The 20,820-nt window shown below is 42.0% G+C and carries 19 protein-coding genes; 12 read left to right on the top strand and 7 right to left on the bottom strand.

Features of this window, described 5'->3' with window-relative positions:
- Positions 1-2 precede the first annotated feature (2 nt).
- Together AB6D07_RS09950 and AB6D07_RS09945 are read right to left on the bottom strand one after the other, a co-directional pair.
- On the bottom strand, positions 3-488 hold the full coding sequence (locus tag AB6D07_RS09950) for a CreA family protein (RefSeq protein ID WP_372091311.1): 486 nt from the start codon (positions 486-488) through the stop codon (positions 3-5).
- Between the two features lie 52 nt (positions 489-540).
- Complete coding sequence (locus tag AB6D07_RS09945) at positions 541-687, bottom strand: lipoprotein (protein WP_372091309.1); 147 nt, start codon at positions 685-687, stop codon at positions 541-543.
- Positions 688-935: 248 nt separating this feature from the next.
- On the opposite strand from AB6D07_RS09945, the gene AB6D07_RS09940 reads away from it, so the two are divergent.
- From AB6D07_RS09940 to AB6D07_RS09930, 3 genes are all read left to right on the top strand, one after another.
- Positions 936-1,430 (top strand): hypothetical protein, encoded by a 495-nt coding sequence (locus AB6D07_RS09940; protein WP_029222777.1) that lies wholly within the window; start codon positions 936-938, stop codon positions 1,428-1,430.
- Positions 1,431-1,490: 60 nt separating this feature from the next.
- A complete protein-coding gene (locus tag AB6D07_RS09935) occupies positions 1,491-3,299 on the top strand; it encodes an HD domain-containing phosphohydrolase (RefSeq protein WP_017097955.1) in 1,809 nt (602 codons plus the stop codon).
- A 208-nt stretch (positions 3,300-3,507) separates the two neighbouring features.
- Positions 3,508-4,236, top strand: coding sequence for an HAD-IA family hydrolase (locus tag AB6D07_RS09930; protein ID WP_029222776.1), 729 nt, complete (start codon positions 3,508-3,510; stop codon positions 4,234-4,236).
- A gap of 427 nt (positions 4,237-4,663) precedes the next feature.
- Here AB6D07_RS09930 and AB6D07_RS09925 read toward each other — a convergent pair whose 3' ends face one another.
- The gene (locus AB6D07_RS09925; RefSeq protein WP_017100523.1) at positions 4,664-6,088 is read right to left on the bottom strand and encodes a methyl-accepting chemotaxis protein; all 1,425 of its coding nucleotides are present in this window, start codon (positions 6,086-6,088) and stop codon (positions 4,664-4,666) included.
- 148 nt (positions 6,089-6,236) lie between these two features.
- Positions 6,237-7,460: an aromatic amino acid transport family protein gene (locus AB6D07_RS09920; RefSeq protein ID WP_017102162.1), complete on the bottom strand. Its 1,224-nt coding sequence runs from the start codon at positions 7,458-7,460 to the stop codon at positions 6,237-6,239.
- Between the two features lie 447 nt (positions 7,461-7,907).
- On the opposite strand from AB6D07_RS09920, the gene AB6D07_RS09915 reads away from it, so the two are divergent.
- From AB6D07_RS09915 to AB6D07_RS09905, 3 genes are all read left to right on the top strand, one after another.
- On the top strand, positions 7,908-8,036 hold the full coding sequence (locus tag AB6D07_RS09915; RefSeq protein ID WP_017059831.1) for a hypothetical protein: 129 nt from the start codon (positions 7,908-7,910) through the stop codon (positions 8,034-8,036).
- Positions 8,037-8,230: 194 nt separating this feature from the next.
- Complete coding sequence (locus tag AB6D07_RS09910) at positions 8,231-8,842, top strand: ACP phosphodiesterase (RefSeq protein ID WP_017102161.1); 612 nt, start codon at positions 8,231-8,233, stop codon at positions 8,840-8,842.
- Between the two features lie 57 nt (positions 8,843-8,899).
- Complete coding sequence (locus tag AB6D07_RS09905; RefSeq protein ID WP_012600681.1) at positions 8,900-10,171, top strand: DEAD/DEAH box helicase; 1,272 nt, start codon at positions 8,900-8,902, stop codon at positions 10,169-10,171.
- Between the two features lie 192 nt (positions 10,172-10,363).
- On the opposite strand, the gene AB6D07_RS09900 is transcribed toward AB6D07_RS09905, so the two are convergent.
- Positions 10,364-11,095 carry a TetR/AcrR family transcriptional regulator gene (locus AB6D07_RS09900; protein WP_017102160.1) on the bottom strand — a complete coding sequence of 244 codons (732 nt, stop codon included), beginning with the start codon at positions 11,093-11,095 and terminating at the stop codon, positions 10,364-10,366.
- Between the two features lie 149 nt (positions 11,096-11,244).
- Between AB6D07_RS09900 and AB6D07_RS09895 the strand changes: the two genes are divergently transcribed.
- Genes AB6D07_RS09895 through AB6D07_RS09885 form a run of 3 tightly spaced genes read left to right on the top strand, consistent with a single transcriptional unit; the run spans position 11,245 to position 16,444 of the window.
- Positions 11,245-12,333 carry an efflux RND transporter periplasmic adaptor subunit gene (locus AB6D07_RS09895; protein ID WP_017102159.1) on the top strand — a complete coding sequence of 363 codons (1,089 nt, stop codon included), beginning with the start codon at positions 11,245-11,247 and terminating at the stop codon, positions 12,331-12,333.
- Positions 12,333-13,388, top strand: coding sequence for an efflux RND transporter periplasmic adaptor subunit (locus AB6D07_RS09890; RefSeq protein WP_017102158.1), 1,056 nt, complete (start codon positions 12,333-12,335; stop codon positions 13,386-13,388). The genes AB6D07_RS09895 and AB6D07_RS09890 overlap by 1 nt, the downstream gene beginning before the upstream one ends.
- The gene (locus AB6D07_RS09885) at positions 13,385-16,444 is read left to right on the top strand and encodes an efflux RND transporter permease subunit (protein ID WP_017102157.1); all 3,060 of its coding nucleotides are present in this window, start codon (positions 13,385-13,387) and stop codon (positions 16,442-16,444) included. The genes AB6D07_RS09890 and AB6D07_RS09885 overlap by 4 nt, the downstream gene beginning before the upstream one ends.
- A 272-nt stretch (positions 16,445-16,716) precedes the next feature.
- Here the strand turns inward: AB6D07_RS09885 and AB6D07_RS09880 are convergent, their stop codons facing one another.
- Entirely contained in the window at positions 16,717-17,454 is a 738-nt protein-coding gene (locus tag AB6D07_RS09880) for an EAL domain-containing protein (protein WP_081324592.1), read from the bottom strand.
- Between the two features lie 570 nt (positions 17,455-18,024).
- Positions 18,025-18,660, bottom strand: coding sequence for a hypothetical protein (locus tag AB6D07_RS09875; protein ID WP_017102155.1), 636 nt, complete (start codon positions 18,658-18,660; stop codon positions 18,025-18,027).
- A gap of 289 nt (positions 18,661-18,949) precedes the next feature.
- On the opposite strand from AB6D07_RS09875, the gene AB6D07_RS09870 reads away from it, so the two are divergent.
- The 3 genes from AB6D07_RS09870 to AB6D07_RS09860 all read left to right on the top strand — a co-directional run bounded on the left by AB6D07_RS09870 (position 18,950) and on the right by AB6D07_RS09860 (position 20,485).
- Complete coding sequence (locus tag AB6D07_RS09870) at positions 18,950-19,195, top strand: DUF2164 domain-containing protein (RefSeq protein WP_017059821.1); 246 nt, start codon at positions 18,950-18,952, stop codon at positions 19,193-19,195.
- Between the two features lie 184 nt (positions 19,196-19,379).
- Entirely contained in the window at positions 19,380-19,919 is a 540-nt protein-coding gene (locus AB6D07_RS09865; protein ID WP_017102154.1) for a cytochrome b, read from the top strand.
- On the top strand, positions 19,916-20,485 hold the full coding sequence (locus AB6D07_RS09860; RefSeq protein ID WP_029222775.1) for a YceI family protein: 570 nt from the start codon (positions 19,916-19,918) through the stop codon (positions 20,483-20,485). Before AB6D07_RS09865 ends, AB6D07_RS09860 begins: the two co-directional genes overlap by 4 nt.
- The last annotated feature ends 335 nt before the right edge of the window (positions 20,486-20,820 follow it).

Raw genomic sequence — 20,820 nt, 5'->3', positions numbered from 1 at the left:
GCTTAATTAGCGGCATTTTTCATTGGTACTACACTTGGATTAATGTAGGCTTTCGTTCCCCATAATGGAACAGTAGATAAACTATGTTTAAAGCTACTGTCTGTCTCTTTAGTGGTGTATGAGAGATAGAGTAGGGTTTGGTTCTCTGAATCATAGATACGTCTAACTTTCATTGTTTTGAAAAAAATGCTCTTGGATTGTTTAAAAACCACTTCACCTGATTTTGATTTATCAATTGTGGCGATCATTTCAGGTGTAATTTCACCAGTCTGACGACAAGAGATAGAACTATCACTCGGATCAGCAAGAGAGAAGTCAGCTTCAACAGAAGCGATATGACAAGTTACACCTGATATTTTGTCATCATTCAAATTTCTTAATGAAATATCTTTTAATGAAAAAATCCCTAAATCAACACTACCTACTTCATTATCAGAACAGCCTGAAAGTACGGTTGTAATACAGACCGCCATTAATATCTTTTTCATTGGTAACTCCCTGTTATATGGTGTCTTTTTGTTATGATTTTACTATCTTTGTTCAATCTGAGACAAAGATGTATAATGGTTGTGTAAATAAGTACACATCCTTCATTGTGAAGAATCCAAGAGAGACGTCGCCAACCTCGTTGTCCGAACAGCCAGCCAACATTGTGATGATACCCGCTGCTATTAAGGCTTTTTTCATAAGAAGTCCTTTTTATTTATAGAGTTCTGTTTACTATAAGGATATTGAAAGCTTGAATACGAGTGTAGAGCTTTTCGTTAAGTTCTTAAAGGATGTTGTTGGATAATGGAAAATATGAAGCATTTAAAGTACTTGTTGGCCTTGGTCATGCTCTGTATGCTCTGTGCTTGTAGCTCGGCACCTCAGTCGAATATATGTCTTCCAAATAGCTGTGACATTTGGGGATACTAACCGTAGGTACTAAAAGAATGAATAACGAAATACCTGAAATTGTACAGAAGAAAAACCAATGGCTGTTTAGTCAACTCGATATTGCCTACCCCGCAAAAGAGAGCCTGCTAGGCCGAGAACTTTATCAAAGCAAACTCCCGTCCAAGACATACCAACTCCTCACCCAAGATCAAACACCTTCCCAAATTGATGAACTGCATAAAGTCGACTTCCATAAACTGACCGTACTTTTTTCACTTAACCAAGCCAGCGCTTACCAAGATGAAACCGAAAGGGCGTACATGTTAGAGTTTTTGAGTCAGATTATGTTATCTGACGAACATGTCTTATACATAGGGACTCAAAATGGTGATGTAGCAGCGAGCGCTATCGTTACAGAAGCGGAGGATTCTCTGCTAATCTCAGACGTTGTGGTTGGAAGTGGTCAAAGTATCAACGCTTTTGCTAAGCAGATCCTTGATTTTTGGGCACAAGATCATGCTTCTCGCGATAAAGTGTGGGTCGAGAACTAAAGGTTCTTTGAGAAAGCGTTAATCTAAGTAAAATACCCCGTCTTATTTAAAGGGTATTGTATGTACAAGCTATTGTTCTCAATCGCTGTATTGTGTGTTAGCGCTTATTCTTCACTCAGTTTTGCTAATGACTGGGATATCAAACGCATCCTAGTTTTACACTCATACGAACCTTCTTATCAGTGGACCGCTGACTTCCAAAAAGGGATAGACAGTGCGTTCAGCCAATCTCAAGCCGAAGTTAAACTCTCAATCGAGTATTTGGATTCAAAGCGCGTCCATAGCCCTGAGTACTACGATTCTATCGCAAACTACTTACGTACCAAATATGCAGATTATAAGTTTGATGGTGTAATCGCGACTGACGACAACGCGGCTAACTTCCTTGAATCTCTGCCTAGTTTGATCGATCGCTCCACACCTGTCGTTGCTGCCGGTATTAACGATTTCAGTACCGACATGTATTCGGTGTCTGATAGAGCAACCGTGCTTTATGAGAACGATCAGATAGACGTCAATATTGATCTAATTTCGAAGTTAAGACCTAACCTAAAAATACTGTATTTCATCAATGATTACAGTGTCACTTCTGAGTTAATTCGCAAAGAGATGAATCGCGTGATGACTGAGTTCCCTAATATCACATTGGTTGAAATACGCGATTTATCGTTAGTGCGTACCCGTCAGTTTTTGGAAGGTATCTCTGCTGATGACGCGGTTTTGCTCAGTCATTACAATACCGAATTGAATCGAGGCGTGTATCATACTTATCAAGAGGTTTCGGATACTTTGTCTAAAGCAAGTGCTGCTCCAGTGTTTGCTTTGTGGCAGTTCTATATTTCGGGAGATGTACTTGGTGGCTATGTGAATCACTCTCAAAGCATGGGTGAAGAGACGGTTAAGGCGCTCGATAAGTACCTACCTCTTGGTTTCGACGAACCTTTAACTCCAGGTGAGAACAAACGTTTTGTTTTCAATTATCCAGCGATGACAAATTTCGGTATCCGTGAGAGTGCGCTACCTGATGAGGCTGTATTCATTAATGAGCCTTCATCCTTTATTCGTAAAAACTTTCAGTTGCTATTGGGATTGTCGATGGTCATTGCAGGTTTGAGCCTGATTATTTTGATGCAATTTGTCACTCTACGCCAAAAGAAAGAACTGGCTAAAAAGAGCAAACGAATCTTAAAACTCCAGAAACAAACACTGAATATTCAAAAAGATATGATTCATGTTCTCGGAGAGGCGATTGAAACTCGCTCTGGCGAAACCGGTAATCACGTTAAACGTGTCGCCAAGTTGTCTGCGTTGCTTGCTAAGTATCGTGGCTTGAGCCATCGCGAGGTCGAGATGATAGAGATCATCAGTCCGATGCATGATGTGGGTAAGATTTCAGTCCCAGAATCAATCTTGGATAAACCAGGTAAATTGACCGAGCAAGAGTGGGAAGTGATGAAGCTTCACACAACGGCAGGCTATAACTTACTGAAGAGTGGAGCCGGTGATATTACCAATCTGGCTGCTATCATTGCCAACGAGCATCATGAACGTTGGGATGGGGCTGGATATCCTAATGGCAAAGTGGGTGACGAAATTCACTTGTTTGCCCGTATTACGGCCGTCGCGGATGTGTTTGATGCACTACTCAGTGCCCGTTGTTACAAAGAGCCGTGGCCATTAGAGATGGTTATCGATTTGTTCGAGAGAGAATGCGGCTGTCAGTTCGACCCTGAGCTTACTCAGTTACTACTGAGCCACTTACCCGAGTTTGTTGCTATCCGTGATTCGTATCCAGATACCATCACCGCTGAATGTCGCATTGAATTAACGGATAAACCTATTGTTATTGAAGAATTGGCCGTGAATTAACGGTTTATTGGCAAATAAAGTCGTGATTGGTGACGCTCAAAGTATATTAATTTAATGAGTGCTGTTGCTTATGGTTAAGCATAAAGTGATCCACTGCATATTTCGCGTAGAGAAATAAGGGGCGATAGGTAAAGTGTTACCTTAATCATCACGCGTATTGAAAGAACACTATAGGATAAAACTTGAATTCAATGCGAGTGAGAGAGCTATGCGGTTAGAACAAACTAAATGTGTAATTTTCGATTGTGATGGAACACTCATCGATAGCGAGAAGCTGTGTTGCCAAGCCTTAGTGAATGTGTTTTCTGGCTTTGGGGCTAAGTTAAGCGTTAATGACTGCTATGTGCACTTTCAAGGTGGGAAGCTAGCTGACATCTTAATGGATACGCAAGCACGTTTAGGGCTATCTATCTCCATCGATACACTCGAGCCGCTTTATCGCACTGAATTAGAAGCCTTGTTCCAACGCCATTTAAAGCCGATGGATGGTGCTATTGAGCTTATTGAATTCCTCAAGCAACAAGACATTGAGTTTTGTATCGCTTCCAATGCGCCTAAATATCGAGTTGAATCCTCATTGGCAATGACAGGAATGCTCGACGACTTCAAAGGCAAAGTATTTTCAGCTTTTGATGCCAATAGCTGGAAACCGGAGCCCGACCTGATCATGTATACCGCAATGAATATGGGCTTTTTACCAAACGAATGTATTTATGTTGATGACACGGTGAAAGGCATTGAAGCAGGGGTTCGTGCGGGTATTCAATCTTTTAGATTGCGACCAACGTTTGAAGGTTCATTGAGTGATAATACCGAAGCCGACATAGCAGAGCTAGCGGCTCAGGATATTTACAGTTTGGAAGAAATATCGATTTGGATTAATGGCAAGCGCTGCTCAAGTGGTGGTATACCGCACTCTGGAGCTTTGGTGGGGTAAAGCCTAATTGAAGGCTGACTACTTTGCTTAATTGTGTTGTGTGGAAACCACATGCAGCACAAGTGAACTTCTCTCCACTTTCTGAAAGTAGATATTCGTCATGTTGGCATAAAGGGCATGTGATGTCGTCGGTGTATGGTGCATCTGTTTTATTCATTATGTGTCACCTGCAGCAAAAGGGTAAGCGAAAATAAGACCCGTTCAAATAGATTACCCCTAAGCTCGATTATTAGACAGTTTTGGCTCCTCTTAATCCCTCCTTTGCGACTTACTTCATGTTAATAACTGAGGAGTATGGTTTTACCATAGTTATTAATCAGCACCAATAAAAAAGGACTCTATATGAGTCCTTCTTAGGTTTGTTCTTAATTCTGAGCATTAAGCATTAAGTGCAAATAGTTGATAGTTGATAGTTATTTGCCAAGTGCTAAGTGCGGTATCTTGCCAAAGTTTGAGACAGAGAAACCGATGCTTCAGTCAGCTTAGATACGCCCTTTGAAGAGTTTTGAGCGACATCTTTGATTACGTCTGATTGGCCTCGTATATCATTAAGCTCAGCAGCGATGGTATTCGCTACGTTGCTTTGTTCATCAGCTGACGTTGCTATTTGTAGACTCATGTCAATTAGCGCTTGTGCGGAATCTGCAATCGAGTTTACGTCATCACCGATATGTGAAATGAGTTGGCTACTGGTTTGCGCTTGATCTACCGTTTGCACCGTGATCTTAGCAATATTTTGACTCTCTTGCTGTAAGCGTTCAATCATCGTTTGGATCTCAACTGTAGCGGATTGAGTTCTGCTAGCAAGCGTTCTCACTTCATCAGCAACAACGGCGAAACCACGACCTTGTTCACCCGCACGAGCTGCTTCAATCGCGGCATTTAGCGCAAGTAAGTTGGTTTGCTCTGAAATTGCGTTGATCGTGGTGATGACTTCGTTGATTTGGCTTGTATTTACATTCAAGCTCGTAACAGAAGACGAGGTTTGCTCAATCAAAGAAGAAAGGGTGGTTATCTCTGAGATTGCTTGCTGAACCATAGCATGGCTATCATTGATTTGTTGAGCATCTTGCTCTGCTTGCTCTGTAGAGCGCGCAGAGATATTAGATACTTCATTCGCTGATGCCGTCATTTGATCCATTGCCGTTGCAACAGAGTCTAGAGATGAATTCTGGCTCATAATCTGTGTTTCACTGCGCTTCATCTCTTTTTCGAAAGAAGCTGACGTTTCACTCAGTGTCGCTGCGTTTTGGTTTACGTTATTGACTAGTTCACTTAGCGTATCCATTGAACGGTCAAGGGCGCAACCAATCGTACCAAACTCATCTCGGCCCGGATGGAAGCCAAGGCGAGATGTTAAATCACCATCACCAATCTTTTGAGTGGTTGAGTAAAGAACCCAAAGTGCGCCACCTAGGAAGGTTGCAACCCAGTAACAGAAAAGACCAAAAGGCAAACACCATAAAAGACTGAGTAATAATGTGTACAGAGCTTGCTGCTTTTGGTTCTGTGTATCAGTAGTTGAAACGGTAAGAGAGTAGTAGTTGCCATCTTGTGCCAGTGCCGTAGCAGTCACCGAACCCGTGTTTGAAATAGTGGTTTCTTGAAGGCGTGTTTGTTGGCTAATAGAACGAACCGAAGCTGGGGAATCTGACGCTGATAAAATGCCTTGCAACTGATATTCAACCTGCTGTTTTGCACTCGCGTCAATTTGTTCCATATTGTTGACGTAGTTGAGGCCAGCGAGGCTTGCCACAGCGGCAAAAAAGATCAAGAAAATGACCCAAAACTTGTCGTTAATAGACATTTTAATAAACAGTTTGTCTATCGTTCTAAATTGTACTTCTTTCATAAAAACTCCACGGTAAATCCTTTACCGTGGACTCTAAATAACCGACCTCAATAAAAATGTGATTTCGATCGACTAATTATGAAAGTTAATGATAGCAATATATCGTTCATGAGACATCAATCAAGTATTTTTGCTCTCGATGGGTTTATTAGCCTAATGATGGTAATAACCCTACTGAAATAAGGATTTGAATTGCAATGATAAACACGCCAACGCTACCCGCTAAAAACAGCGCTTTGCTTCCACCTAACACTTGGTAAGTTGATTCTGTAGCGTGAGGTTTTACTATTAAATCTGTGTAACGAACTTTGTATACCATTACTGTCGGCAGCAGAATTGCGAGCACTGAAAGTGCAATGGCAGCGTAACCCAAAGCCATGATAAAACCTTGTGGGTAGAACAAGGCAAAACCTAATGGTGGTAAAAAAGTGATAGCGGCCGTCTTAACGCGTTTGGCATTGCCTAGTTTCTTGCTTAGAGAGTCCCCCATGAATTCAAATAACCCCAAGCTCACGCCAATAAAAGAAGTAAGAAGTGCAAGGTCAGCAAATACACCCACGATCAAGCTTAAGTTTGATTGATGAACAGTTTGCGATAGTGAGATTAGAAGCGCACCCAAGCTAGTATCAGACAATAATTGCTCTTGGCTAACCACACCCAACGTAACACTCTGCCAGAAAACATAGATGACCAAAGGCAGTGCAGAGCCAATAATCATGACCTTACGTAAAGAGCGAACGTCACCATCCAGGTATCGAACAATTGAAGGGATGCTGCCGTGGAAACCAAAAGAGGTAAACACAACCGGTATCGCAGCAACAATCAGGCCTTGATGCAAAGGCATGCTCATTAGGTATTGAGAGGTGATGTTTGGTGCAAGGAAACTGAGTACCAGTACCATCGCAATCAGTTTAAGTCCGAATAAAACGCGGTTAACTTTATCAACACTGTGTGTACCAATCGTCACAACTCCCGCAACTAACAGTGTAAATAGGAGTGTAGTGACTTGGCCATTGAGTTCAATCCCTGCGATATCCGAGATACGTTGGTTAAACTGCGCACCGCCACCTGCAATGTATGCGGCACACAAAGCGTAGAAAAGAAACATCACGGCGAAGCTTGCGATCCACTTTCCTTTCGTTCCCAAAATCGTGTGAGCTAACGTGTGTAGAGTTGCGTCCGATTCAGCGAATTGATGAAGCTCTACCATTAATAATGCGGTGAAGGCCATGAGAGCCCATAAGCCAAGCATTAGAAATAGTGAAGTTGAAAAGCCAATTCCTGCAGATGCGAGTGGAAGAGCGAGCATGCCGGCACCAATGGTTGTGCCTGCAATGATCAAAGTACTGCCAAAAACCTTTGATTTATTCATTGTATATAATTCTTTACGTTAGGGTGGGTTTTCGTTGTATTTCTTCTGGTCTAAGAGAATAAACCCAAAGAATATCTCGATTTTCAAGTATCTTGATTGAGTTTAATTCCAAATGCAATGTTTGATGTAATTAAAAATATCCACTGTATATTAATATGTACAGTGGTTGGTGCGTAAGGAACTAAAAATGCTTAAGCAAACGTTTGAGTGTGATTTGCATCAAAATTTATAGGGTAATTTGTTGTAATTGGTGTAAGGTGGCAGTACATATGTCGTTCGCGTATGCCCCTTTAGCGTAAACAAGCGCTAATGATCGCGAGTAGCTTCAAGCTATAAATATGGAATGGGTAGAGTAGAGTGCGTTCATCAAAGTGACATAATATAAGTCCAAGATGGTGCACTAGTTAATCGGACAACATGTCCACACCAAGGAATAGAGGGGGCACTATGAGTGACCAATCTTATAATGACGAAAGTCTAGAGTTGTTAGATGCTATGGAAATTGGTATCGATTTATCTGACTATGAACAGACGGTTAAACAATTAGCAGAAGAGCTTTTTAAGTCTTCGAACTAAGTTTTTAAGATCTTTAATTAGGTTTTACTGAGCTAAAGGTTTCTGTAGTTCAACGTTCTCAAATTAAACAATTCTTAAACTGAGCAAATCTCATTCGCTCACACGTCATAACAAAACTATCCTCATTAAAGTTCGCGAAGATAAACGAGCACGTTTACCATGTTACTTAGTTCTCGATACTTTAATGAGGTTCAATGAACTTTCTCGCACACCTCCACATCGCCAAGCATTGTAAAAGTAACTTAGCGGGTAATCTGTTAGGTGACTTCGTTAAAGGCGACCCTAGTAAATACTATTCAAACTCACTTTCAGACGGAATAAGACTTCATCGATTCGTTGATAGTTATACTGATCATCATGATGTATCTCGTTCTGCAAAATCGCTTTTCTCATACCAAACACGACGCTTTGCACCTATCGCACTCGATGTATTTTGGGATCACTGCTTAGCCAATCATTGGGCTCAGTTCTCAACGCAATCACTTGAGCGCTTTTGCGTAGACAGCCATCAACAGATCTTTGAACACCAAGAGCCTCATTGGCCTGAGCACTTCATTACTGTTCACCAGAAAATGGCAGAACAACGTTGGTTGCTAAGTTATCAAGACATGTCTTCTATTGAGGTGGTATTGCAACGCATGGCTTTGAGACGGCCAAAGCTTGGGATGCTTAAATCTTGCTATCACGACCTAGAGTATCACTACAACACGTTGCAGTGTCACTTTTATGAGCTTTATCCTAGTGTTTTAGAAGAAGCGAAGCAGTTTAATTCGCTTCAAATGAAGAAAAATCAAAAGGAAAGGTAAACAGCGTAATGCAGGTTTGCTACAATCCGCGCCTATTTAATCTTTGAGCATCATACTATGTCTGAATCTACAAAATCTTTTAACCAACTAGGATTATCTGAGCATCTTCTTGCTACGCTATCAGAGCTTAACTTTACGGCTCCTACCAGTGTTCAAGAGCAAGCGATTCCATTGGTATTAGAAGGCAAAGATGTATTGGCTGGTGCTCAAACGGGTACAGGTAAAACGGCCGCATTTGGTTTACCAATTATCCAAAGATTAATCGAGACAAAAGACAACGTTATTCCAAACCCGAAGCTAGTTCGTGCGCTTGTGTTGGTACCAACACGTGAACTAGCGCAACAGGTTTTCGATAACGTAACCAGCTACGCAAAGGGCACCGACATCAAAGTCGTGGTGGCTTACGGCGGCGTTAGTATGAAGGTTCAAACTGAAAACCTACGCGGGGGAGCTGATATTCTTGTCGCGACTCCGGGCCGTCTTATCGACCATATGTTCACTAAGAACATCATGTTGAGCCACACTGAAGTGTTGGTACTGGATGAAGCAGACCGCATGCTAGACATGGGTTTCATGCCTGATATCAAACGCATTCTTTCTCGTATGAATGAGGTGCGACAGACTCTGTTCTTCTCTGCGACGTTTGATAACAAAATTAAAGCTCTGGCACATCGAATGATGCAGTCGCCAAGCGAAATTCAAGTGACGCCAAAAAACAGCACCGCTGACACCGTTACCCAGATGGTTTATCCCGTTGATAAATCGCGCAAGAGTGAATTATTGGCTTATTTGATTGGCTCAAAGAACTGGCAACAAGTGTTGGTGTTCACTAAGACTAAGCAGGGTACCGATGCTCTAGTTAAAGAGCTTAAGCTAGATGGCATTAAAGCGGCATCAATCAATGGTGATAAGAGCCAAGGTGCGCGCCAAAAAGCACTGGATGATTTCAAATCAGGCAAAGTACGCGCGTTAATTGCAACCGACGTGGCAGCTCGAGGTATTGATATCCAGCAGCTAGAACAAGTTGTGAATTACGATATGCCATTTAAAGCGGAAGACTACGTTCACCGTATTGGTCGTACTGGCCGTGCTGGCAACAGTGGTTTAGCGATCTCTTTGATGAGCCAGGATGAAGCTTATCTTCTGGGTGACATTGAACGCTTACTTGATACTCGCTTGCCTCAAGAGTGGTTAGAGGGCTTTGAACCAAGCCTAGAAAAAGATCTAGCCCCCGATCGAGGTGGTCGCAGTAAAAGTCGTTCATCAGAAAAACGTAAGATGAAAGCGAAACTTAAGATTCACCAAAATCGCGGTAAAGCGCGTCGCTAAACCTGCTACTGGTTGAATCGTTTAAAACATAAACAGACTCACTCAGACATAAAAATGCCCCGCTACTGATATATTCAGTAGCGGGGCATTTTCGTTTTCGTTTTCGTTTTAAGCACTAAGCACTAAGCACTAAGCACTAAGCACTAAGCATTAAGCATGAAACTTGAAGCCGCGATTTTAGTGTTTGTTTTGCTAGTGTTCACATTTCCACACACAAGGGACTTCATAAATAAGCTCTTCAATCGAACTCGTATTCAATACCCATTCATCACTGATATTAAACGTATTGATCATTTGCTTGTTGAACAATTGCCAATGATTTAACAATGCTTCTTCAGGTGTCGATTGCATGTCGCCTTCATTCCATGTGCTTTCCATGAAAGGAGTAAGGCATACCGCTCCGTGCGCATACATGATCATTTGCCATTTAATTTCATAAATGTTGATCAAATTATCTGGATTCGCATCATTATATTCATCTGCCAACATATTAATTTGTTTTTCGATATCACCAACATTGTCGATAAAGTAATCGACCAAGTTGTCTTTTTGGCGAACAGAGTCGGTGATAAGTTGCATCGGTTTGCGTGAGTGAATCATGTTGCTAAAGAGGCGCATACTGAATAAATAGATAGTAATGTTTGGCGCGACGCCTTTTGGTAACTCTTCTACAATTTTAGCAATGTATGACTGAAAATAATCATGTAAACAATCACTTATGGCATGCCAGATTTTCTCTTTGCTACCAAAATGGTGGCGAATAAGGCTATGAGATACGCCTGCTTTCTCACTGATGTTACGAAGAGAAACACTGTCATAACCATGCTCACAGAACATATCCGCAGCTACACCCATGATCAAAAATCTCGTCTCTTCAGCGTCTTTTGCGCTTCTTCTACCTTGTTTCTTTTCAGTCATCTTCATTTCTACATTTACCTGATTACCACATTCTACACTGTTTTCCTTGAAATAAAAAATACTGCACAGGTGGAAAGTAAAGCTTGAGAATTCTTTAATAATAAATATACTGCCCACCTGTGTAATAAATCATAATAATTAAATGGAGAAGCATCATGCAATCCAATTTGTCTATCAAAGCGATACCGACCAAGCGTACGGGCGCGCTTATTGCCGCACTATTGCTCGCAGGCTCTCTAACTGGATGTAACAAAGTTCAGTCAGAGGAAAATGAGCAGGTAATCAAGCCTGTAAAGTTATTTGAGATTCCTCTGCAGGCAGATATCGAGCTTGATAGTTTTATCGCAAAAGTGGATGCAACCGACCGTGCTGCGCTTTCATTTCAAGTGGGTGGTGATATCGAAGTTTTTGATGTTCGTATGGGACAAGAAGTTAAGAAAGGTCAGGTGCTAGCCGCATTAGACGCGACGGATTACCGTATTGCCGTTGATGCAGCTCAAGCTAAATTTGACTTGGCGAACAGCCAATACAAGCAAGCTTCTGAGCTGTATTCGAAAAAGTTAGTCAGTACCGATTACTACGACCAAGCCGTCAACACCTTTACTGCCGCTGACGTTGAGTTGGAACAAGCAAAAACAAACCTTGGTTACACCACATTAGTTGCTCCATTCGATGGCGTGGTATCGATGGTGTTTGGTAAGCAATATCAGTTAATTGCTGAAAAGCAGCCAGTTCTTAATATTTTGAATCACAGTGAAATGGATGTGACGTTCTCTATTCCGGTATCTAAGCTTGAAGACCGTTCTGTTCAAGACCTAACGAGCTCAAACATGTGGGTTGTGATGGACAGCCACCGCGGTATTCGTATCCCAACGCGTTTTAAAGAGATCTCTACACAACCAGATGAAGACACCAACAGCTACCAAGCGGTTGTATCTATCGACAAGCCGGTAGGCATCAATCTACTTTCTGGAATGACAGCGCAAGTTGAAGTTCAGAAGAGTAAGTCAGACTACGGTATTGGCATTGTTGATTCAGCTTGGCTAACCAAACAAGCTGACCATGGCGAGCTATGGCGCTTTAACCCAGACTCTCGATCGATTTCTAAAGTACAAGTCCTGCTTGATGAGCAAGGTAAAGTTATAGAAGGTCTTTCTTCTGGTGATCTTATCGTTGAAGCCGGTGTGGATGTGTTATCTGACGGACAGCAAGTAAAAGCTTGGCTTCGCGAGGGGGGTATTTAATGAACCTTTTAAAATTATCAGTTGTTGTCGCGTCGGTTTTGTTACTTCAAGCCTGTAACAATGAAGCTGTACACCGTGAACAACCGCCTTTATTGGTTTCTACCTTTGACGTTGGCGCGCCGCTGACTGATCAGTTCAGAAGTTTTAATGGACAGGTGATGCCTGCAGAACTTACACCGTTGGCATTTAAGCTTGCAGGCGAAATTCAACAAGTATTGGTGGAAGCCGGTGACAAAGTCGAAAAAGGGCAGTTATTAGCCATCTTAGATAACGCAACGTACCTTCAAGATCTAACTGATGCTAAATCTCAATTCAAACTGGCGAGCAAACAGTTGGCCCGTGGTACGGAGATGTTTAGCAACAAGATGTTATCGCAATCAGAACACGACCAACTTACGGCCAACTACAAACTAGCATCGGCGAATTTGGCGGCAGCAAAACGCAAGTTAAGTTACACAGAGCTTTTAGCGCCATTCTCAGGAACAGTTTCAACCGTCGATAAGCAACGATTCGAAAACACGACTCCTGGAGAAACACTCCTGAGTGTGTACCAGAACGATAAGGTGTATGTGCGAATTCAAGTGTCAGATTCGATCTTGGCGTCGATCAGCCCAGACATGCGTTCGAGCAGTTACCGCCCACAAGCAACTTTTGGAGGTCACTCGGGGGAATATCCTCTGACGTATCTAGAGCACACTAGCGAATTGCACCCACAATCACGTACCTACGAGTTTTGGATGCAGATGCAGCAGCCTGAAAGTGAAATTCTGCCGGGTACGAGCGTTACGGTCAATGTGGATATGGCGAAAGCGGGTCTGAGTGATGTTCAAGGTTACCAGTTACCAATGACAACGCTAGAAGCGGGCTCTCAAGCTAATCAGTTCTATGTGTGGAAAATGGAAGACGGACAAGCATTCAAAAGCGAAGTAGAAGTCGACAAAATCAGTGGCCAAGGCGCATTAATCGCTCATGGTGTTGAGCAAGGTGATCGACTCGTAAACTCGAATCTAAGAAAACTCCGTGACGGAATCGAATTGTCAGGAAAAGCAGAATGAACATCGCAGAATATTCAATAAAAAACAAAGTAATCAGCTGGCTGTTTCTAGTCATTTTGGCCATTGGCGGTGTGTCGTCTTTTGGCAACCTATCCCGTTTAGAAGACCCAGCTTTTACCATTAAAGATGCAATGATTATTTCAACTTACCCCGGCGCTACGTCTATGGAAGTTGAAGAAGAGTTAACGTATCCACTTGAAAAAGAGATACGACAGCTGCCTTATATCGACAAGATTACTTCAACGTCGTCGAATGGTATGTCTCAAATTATGGTCAGCATGAAGATGGACTACGGTCCAGACGAGTTGCCCCAAATTTGGGATGAAATGCGTCGTAAAATCAACGATCTACAGCCAACACTACCCAGTGGTGTTAACTCAGTTCAGATCATTGATGATTTTGGTGACGTATTTGGTGTGATGATCATGCTGACCGGTGATGGCTACGATTATGTCGAGCTAAAACAGTACGCAGATTACCTAACGCGTGAAATCGAATTGGTTGACGGTGTTGGCAAAGTAAGTATTGCGGGTGACCAACAAGAGCAATTGTTTGTTGAGATGTCACTTGAGCGTTTAGCAGCGCTGAACTTAGATATGTCGATGGTAACGTCACTGTTAGCACAACAAAACAGTGTGGTATCGGCAGGCGAGGTAATGTTGAATGGCCAAAGCCTAACGATCAAACCTAACGGTACGCTGAGCACAGTTGAAGAGCTAGAAAACCTAATCATTCATGGTCGTGACACTGGTAACCTGATTCGTTTGAAAGATGTCGCTGAGGTTACTCGAGGTATCCAAGAAAAACCGGGCAATGTATTAACTTACAACGGTAAACCAGCGATTAACCTAGGTATTGCATTCTCTTCAGGCGTAAACGTGGTTGAAATAGGTAAAGCATTGGATGCGGAACTGGATCGCCTAGAAAGTATTAAACCAGCGGGTGTAGAACTGAACTACTTCTACAACCAAGCGCAAGAAGTAGACAAATCAGTGGCTGACTTTTTAATCAGCCTAGTTGAAGCGGTAGCCATCGTTATTATTGTTCTGCTGTTCGCAATGGGTTTACGCAGTGGTTTGATCATCGGTCTAGTGCTTCTATTGACCGTATTCGGTACGTTCATTCTTATGGACTACAACGATGTCGAACTGCACCGTATCTCACTGGGTGCTTTGATCATCGCATTGGGTATGCTGGTGGATAACGCGATTGTTGTCGTTGAAGGTATTTTGGTTGGCTTGAAGAAAGGCAAAACCAAGCTTCAAGCAGCGAAAGACATCGTGACACAAACACAATGGCCACTATTGGGTGCGACCATTATTGCTATCACGGCCTTTGCACCAATCGGTTTGTCGAAAGACGCGACAGGTGAATTCATGGGCTCACTGTTCTGGGTTTTGTGTTTTTCATTGTTCTTGAGCTGGGTTACAGCGCTAACGCTGACTCCGTTCCTTGCAGAAATGATGCTGAAAGAAGAAGACAAGGTCGATGAGAACGAAGACCCATACAAAGGTATTCTGTTCGTTGTATTCGGCGCGTGTCTGAAAGTAGCACTTCGATTTAGGTGGCTTACCGTAGTAAGTATGGTCGCGCTATTAGCAGTTTCTGTGGTTGGTTTTGGTATGGTGAAGCAGCAGTTCTTCCCGCCATCAAATACGCCAATGTTTTACGTCGATATGTGGATGCCGGAAGGTACCGATGTACGTGAAACGATTAAGCAGACAGAAAGAGTTGAAAGCTACATTCGCCAGCAAGATGACGTTGAGTTTGTAACTACAACAGTTGGCCAAGGCATGCAACGTTTTGCGCTGACATACCAACCCGAGAAAAGTTACGAAGCGTACAGTCAACTGCAGGTACGAACGACTGACCGAGACACCATGTTTAAAGTCCTAGAAGGGCTAGACAAGGACTTGGCCAATAAATTTGAACAACCTACGTTCCAATTTAAATTGATTGAGTTTGGCCCGTCGCCAGCGTCAAAAATCGAAGCTCGTATTAGCGGTGCAGACCCGCAGATCCTTCGCAGCATAGCTGTTGAGGTAGAAGATATCTTGTTGGCGGATCCTGGTTCTCGAAATGTGCGTCACGACTGGCGTGAACGCACCAAAGAGCTCGTGCCACTGTTTAACGAATCAAAGGCACGTCGCCTTGGTATTTCAAAGACGGATCTGTCTGAGACACTACAGATGGCGTTTGGTGGCTACAACATCGGTTTACTGCGCGATGGTACGCACATGTTACCTATCGTGGCACGCCTGCCTGAAGAAGAGCGTTTTGACTTTGAATCACTGAACAATGTGAAGATCTGGAGCCCATCACTGCAAACCTACATTCCTGTAGAACAAGTGATCGATGGAGTTGAGCTTCAATGGTCTGAGCCACTGATTCAACGTCGTGACAGAAAGCGTACGTTAACGGTTCTGGCTGATCACGATGTATTGGGTGATGAAACACCAGCTAGCTTGTTTGCTCGCGTAAAACCACAAGTAGAAGCATTGGCTCTACCAGAAGGTTACAGCATCAGTTGGGGCGGTGAGTACGAGAGTTCAAAAGATGCACAAGAATCTCTATTTGGTTCACTGCCAATGGGTTATTTGTTGATGTTTATCATCACTATGCTTCTGTTCAACTCGGTTCGTAAGCCACTTGTGATTTGGTTTACGGTGCCACTCTCTATCATTGGCGTTTCGATTGGTCTGTTAGGCACTAATATGCCATTTAGCTTCACTGCGTTCTTAGGTCTATTGAGTCTAAGTGGCATGATTTTGAAGAACGGTATCGTACTGCTTGACCAGATCAACAGTGAGCTACAAACAGGTAAAGACCCATATTTAGCGGTTGTCGACAGCGCGATCAGTCGTGTACGACCGGTATCTATGGCAGCACTAACGACTATCTTGGGCATGATTCCCTTGGTATTCGATGCATTTTTCGGCTCGATGGCGATTACCATCATGGCAGGCTTAGGCTTTGCTACAGTACTAACGCTAATAGTAGTACCAGTGATGTTCGCCATTCTATATAGAATCAAACCGTCCACTGCGGGTTATTAGGGATTGATATAAAACAGATTCTTTTAAGCCAGCCCAGTCAATTTTGATTGGGCTTTTTTACGGATATGATTTGATAAAACAAGACGAAGATAGGTCCGAACTAAGAGGACGTTGCGATAGCAATGCGTGCCTTAACAAGGATCGTTTTAAAAGATAGGTATTATAAAAGTCGTTAGCCAATGGTAAAGCGGCTTCCGGTATAATAGAGAATAGAGAATAGAGAATAGAGAATAGAGAATAGAGAATAGAGAATAGAGAATAGGGGCTAGATTCTAGATTGCTAGGCGGATATCCAACTCAATCGGCTTTGGCATGGCTAAGTGATAGCCTTGATACATATCGAAGCCTAAACTTTGCATCGCAGTCAGTTGCTGTTGGGTTTCTATCCCTTCGATGATCGTCTTTGCACCGATTTGGTTGGCAAGCTTAACTACTAACTCCATTTTTTGAGTATCACCGTTTTCAAAATCCAGCATCACAGAGCGATCGATTTTGATGATATGAGGAGTGATATGGCGAACACGTTGCTCTGTTGACGCCTGTGCTCCAAAGTCATCAACCGCGATTTGAAAACCATTATCTGCAAGTGAGTGGGCCGCGTTTTTTAAGCGTTCTTCACTCTCTACATTAAGTTCGACCAACTCCATGACGATTTGTTCGCACGATAAGTTAAGCTCGTGAAGACGTTTAGCTAACAGAGTGTCTTTTACTTTTTCTGATGCAAACAACTCACCAACGTTTGGAAGTACGTTCAAAAAAAGGTTTAAGTGACGGACCGTCGATTGTGCGAAGTTACGGATGTGAATGGCTCGGCTCAGTCTCTCTACGTTGATTTTGTCTGTGTATGAGGTTTCGTCTGAATGGAAGAAGTGATCTGGGCGAACGACATCACCTTTACAATTGGAAATACGAACCAAAGCCTCTACGCCTATCTGAGTAAAAGAAGAATCAAATATAGGTTGGTAGACACTTGTAAGTGTTAAGTCTTGGTATTTCGCAATAAACTGCATATCGGCATCCACAGATATACAACTAATAAATTCACTTCTGTCTGATAAAATCATAATCGCTAATAAAAGGTGTTTATTCAGTGACGAGAATACACATCACAGTTGTCATAATATTGACAGGTGTTGATAAATTGTCAATTAATAAAAATTAATTTGTCACGGTAACATCTAAATAATTAAAGTCAGCGAAAAATCAGGATGATAAAGGTCATTATGTATCAAGGATATATATTGATTAGCTTGTTTAATAGGTTCAGTGAATTTGATGTCTGAGTAACCTGTATCACATCAACCCTATCAATATAAAGCCTTAACACGTATACACCTAAAATAAATATGGTTAAAGGCTTGCATTCTGGGGGAGTATCAAAATAATAAAATAAATAGATCTTTGTGGTTACATAAAAATGATGTCTGTCTCTCAAAATTAATATTGAGGTTGTTAAGTTATTAATTAGTAAACTGGAGAATCCGGATAATAAATGAGTGGAATATAGGTGTTATTTTATAAAATAATAGTGTGGGTATAATTATTTACGTTATATATCAAATTGAAAATTGGCTTGTATTTTACTGCCATTGTATTACCGCATAAAGTTGCAGGTATTTACGAACTAGTTGTTGATTTCCAGAGCGTTTTAGCGGGTGAGCGAATCGGATAAAACACGGACTGATTTTGAAGTTACTATTTAAATCATCTGCGAATTGAGTATCACTCTCTCTTAGCGTGATACCTTGTAGGCTGTAGTCGCTAATCTGGTCTGGGAGTTCCCCCATCCACCAATGCAAGAGTTCACCACTGTTTTTGCTTCGACTTATCCAATGGTCGGAGACAATAATCAATAGGTCATTGGGTTGAATGGCAAATCCGTACTCTTGCTGCCAGTTATGAATGTCCAGCATCAACTTTTTACGACAAGTCTTTCCTGCGCTCACCATATGGTGGCTAATCATCCAAACGGTACCAATTTCAGAAGAGATTCGGAAATGTCGTGGCGTTTCACCAGAAGAGAGCATTTCTAGTGGGCTTACGTTGCTTGTATGATTGAAGCTAACGAAAGTGTGCTCCATTCGTCTCGCAAACGCTTTGCCTATGTGATGTTCACTGATCCCTTGATTGTGTACGGTAGGGTAATGACGTTCACAAAGTTTCAAGCAATCGTCTTGAAACTGATTGACGCTTTTAATCACCAGATCTAATAACAATGAAGCCTCTTATACACGGTTGCTATCTTATTGATGGGCAATAGTACGGTAATTTCGGCGCCATTACCTATTGTCAAAGTGCGAGTTCTTGATCCCTCTATCAAAATTAACCATTACTGAGCGATTTTATGGATAGCACTGGCACTCTACTGGTCTGTAAACTAAATTATGAGGAATTATAGCTAGTTAGAAAACTTGAACTGATTGGCAGAGTTGCAGTGAGCTAACGAAATTATAGCTTAGTCGGCTAATCACAATTGTTCTACATACTCTTTATTTGGAAACACCCATGACCATTCAATTAGATTCAAAGCAAAAATCCGAACTCACTCATACACTTCAAAAGTACCTACAAGATGAGCTCGATGTAGAGCTTGGTCAGTTCGACACTGAATTCTTAGTCGACTTCATCAGTAAAAAGTTTGGAGCCGTGTATTACAACAAGGGGATAGAAGACGCTCAAAAAGTTATGGAACGTAAGATGTTAGACATATCAGATGAACTCTATGAAATTGAACAAATCGTTGAAATATAACTCAGCAAGCGATTGTTCGACAAAGAAATTTGTCCATAAAGCAACTTGTTCAAAATTTTTGAATAACTCGTTTAATTTGAAATGATGTAACTAATGTAAAACTTGGTAAATAATATGTTACGCAAACTTGGTGTAGGGTACGCTTTTCAAAACTATACGACACGTTAACATTCGGAAGAGATGCATGAACAACAACGTCAAAAATTACAATCCTTTAGCAAGAGCAATGCATTGGATCTCAGCACTCGCAATATTTGGCCTATTTGGTGTAGGCCTATGGATGGTTGATCTTTCTTACTACAGTGAGTGGTACAAAACAGCACCAGACTACCACCGTTCGGTAGGCATTCTTTTGGCTGCCGTTACCATTATCCGCTTGTTTTGGAAGCTAGTTACCGTGTCACCTAATGTGGAAGGTAAAAGCTATGAAGTTGTAGCGGCGAAGATCGCTCATGGATTTATGTACATTAACTTAGCGGTTTTATTTATTTCAGGTTATTTGATTTCGACATCAGATGGCCGTGGGATCGAGGTATTCAATTGGTTCACTGTACCAAGTATGGGTGAACTATTTGCAAACCAATCTGATCTCGCAGGAACGGTTCACTACTATGCTGCATGGGTACTGATCATTATGGCATCAGTGCACGCCTTAGCGGCGATAAAACACCACGTTATCGACAAAGACGATACGCTACGAAAAATGATAGGAGCTTCAAAATGAAAAAGTCAATTATCGCTACAGGATTAGCATTTGCTATGGCAATGCCTTTCGCTGCGAACGCCGCTGATTACGTGATTGATACAAAAGGTGCGCATGCTTCAGTTAACTTCAAAGTTAGCCACCTAGGCTACAGCTTTATCCAAGGTCGTTTTAACACATTCTCAGGAGACTTCTCATTTGATGAGAGCAACGTTGAAGCGTCTAAAATCAACGTAACGGTTGATACAACTAGCCTTGACTCAAACCACGCAGAGCGTGATAAGCACATCCGTAGCGGTGATTTCATCAATGCTGGTAAGTTTTCTGATGCGACATTCAACAGCACAAAAGTGGTTGATAAAGGCGACGGCAAACTTGAAGTTATGGGTGACCTTAAACTTCACGGTGTAACTAAGCCTATCGTTATCGAAGCTGAATTCATCGGTGCTGGTCAAGACCCATGGGGCGGTGAGCGTGCTGGTTTCGTTGGTACAACTCGTCTAGAGCTTGCTGACTTCAATATCCCAGTAATGGGCGCTTCAAGCTATGTAGACATGGATCTGCATGTTGAAGGTGTAAAGAAGTAATCTAGCTATCAATAATCGCTATCAACATATTTAGAAAGATCAAAATCCTAGTCGATACGAGATAGGGCAGCGTTAGCCGGTTATTTAGTAATATGGAAAGTAGCAAAGCAGCTAGAATATAGAGAAAGGCGCAAAGTTTTCACTTTGCGCCTTTTTTATTGAGGTAAATGGCCACGCGTTTAGGTCTGTTTTGTGTCAAACCTTTTACTGCGTCTTAAGCCACCATTTACCTCTGCCAGTCAACGTTGCAATGACTGAGTTATCTAGCTGAACGACTAATCCCTAATAGTTCAGCCTACGATTCGTTACTTTGTTTCTAATGAAACGCTTGCTTT

Source organism: Vibrio sp. 10N.239.312.C11 (genome assembly GCF_041466065.1).
Lineage (GTDB): Bacteria > Pseudomonadota > Gammaproteobacteria > Enterobacterales > Vibrionaceae > Vibrio > Vibrio tasmaniensis_A.
Note: the sequence above shows the minus strand (reverse complement) of the source record. Positions and strands in the feature narration are given on the sequence as shown.

Excerpts from the sequence above, each read along its gene's own strand:
- AB6D07_RS09925 (WP_017100523.1), bottom strand. The coding sequence starts at position 6,088 with ATGAAAGAAGTACAATTTAGAACGATAGACAAACTGTTTATTAAAATG.
- AB6D07_RS09880 (WP_081324592.1), bottom strand. The coding sequence starts at position 17,454 with ATGCAGTTTATTGCGAAATACCAAGACTTAACACTTACAAGTGTCTAC.
- AB6D07_RS09895 (WP_017102159.1), top strand. The coding sequence starts at position 11,245 with ATGCAATCCAATTTGTCTATCAAAGCGATACCGACCAAGCGTACGGGC.
- AB6D07_RS09905 (WP_012600681.1), top strand. The coding sequence starts at position 8,900 with ATGTCTGAATCTACAAAATCTTTTAACCAACTAGGATTATCTGAGCAT.
- AB6D07_RS09945 (WP_372091309.1), bottom strand. The coding sequence starts at position 687 with ATGAAAAAAGCCTTAATAGCAGCGGGTATCATCACAATGTTGGCTGGC.
- AB6D07_RS09920 (WP_017102162.1), bottom strand. The coding sequence starts at position 7,460 with ATGAATAAATCAAAGGTTTTTGGCAGTACTTTGATCATTGCAGGCACA.
- AB6D07_RS09890 (WP_017102158.1), top strand. The coding sequence starts at position 12,333 with ATGAACCTTTTAAAATTATCAGTTGTTGTCGCGTCGGTTTTGTTACTT.
- AB6D07_RS09930 (WP_029222776.1), top strand. The coding sequence starts at position 3,508 with ATGCGGTTAGAACAAACTAAATGTGTAATTTTCGATTGTGATGGAACA.
- AB6D07_RS09885 (WP_017102157.1), top strand. The coding sequence starts at position 13,385 with ATGAACATCGCAGAATATTCAATAAAAAACAAAGTAATCAGCTGGCTG.
- AB6D07_RS09935 (WP_017097955.1), top strand. The coding sequence starts at position 1,491 with ATGTACAAGCTATTGTTCTCAATCGCTGTATTGTGTGTTAGCGCTTAT.
- AB6D07_RS09940 (WP_029222777.1), top strand. The coding sequence starts at position 936 with ATGAATAACGAAATACCTGAAATTGTACAGAAGAAAAACCAATGGCTG.
- AB6D07_RS09950 (WP_372091311.1), bottom strand. The coding sequence starts at position 488 with ATGAAAAAGATATTAATGGCGGTCTGTATTACAACCGTACTTTCAGGC.
- AB6D07_RS09915 (WP_017059831.1), top strand. The coding sequence starts at position 7,908 with ATGAGTGACCAATCTTATAATGACGAAAGTCTAGAGTTGTTAGATGCT.
- AB6D07_RS09870 (WP_017059821.1), top strand. The coding sequence starts at position 18,950 with ATGACCATTCAATTAGATTCAAAGCAAAAATCCGAACTCACTCATACA.
- AB6D07_RS09865 (WP_017102154.1), top strand. The coding sequence starts at position 19,380 with ATGAACAACAACGTCAAAAATTACAATCCTTTAGCAAGAGCAATGCAT.
- AB6D07_RS09900 (WP_017102160.1), bottom strand. The coding sequence starts at position 11,095 with ATGAAGATGACTGAAAAGAAACAAGGTAGAAGAAGCGCAAAAGACGCT.
- AB6D07_RS09910 (WP_017102161.1), top strand. The coding sequence starts at position 8,231 with ATGAACTTTCTCGCACACCTCCACATCGCCAAGCATTGTAAAAGTAAC.
- AB6D07_RS09860 (WP_029222775.1), top strand. The coding sequence starts at position 19,916 with ATGAAAAAGTCAATTATCGCTACAGGATTAGCATTTGCTATGGCAATG.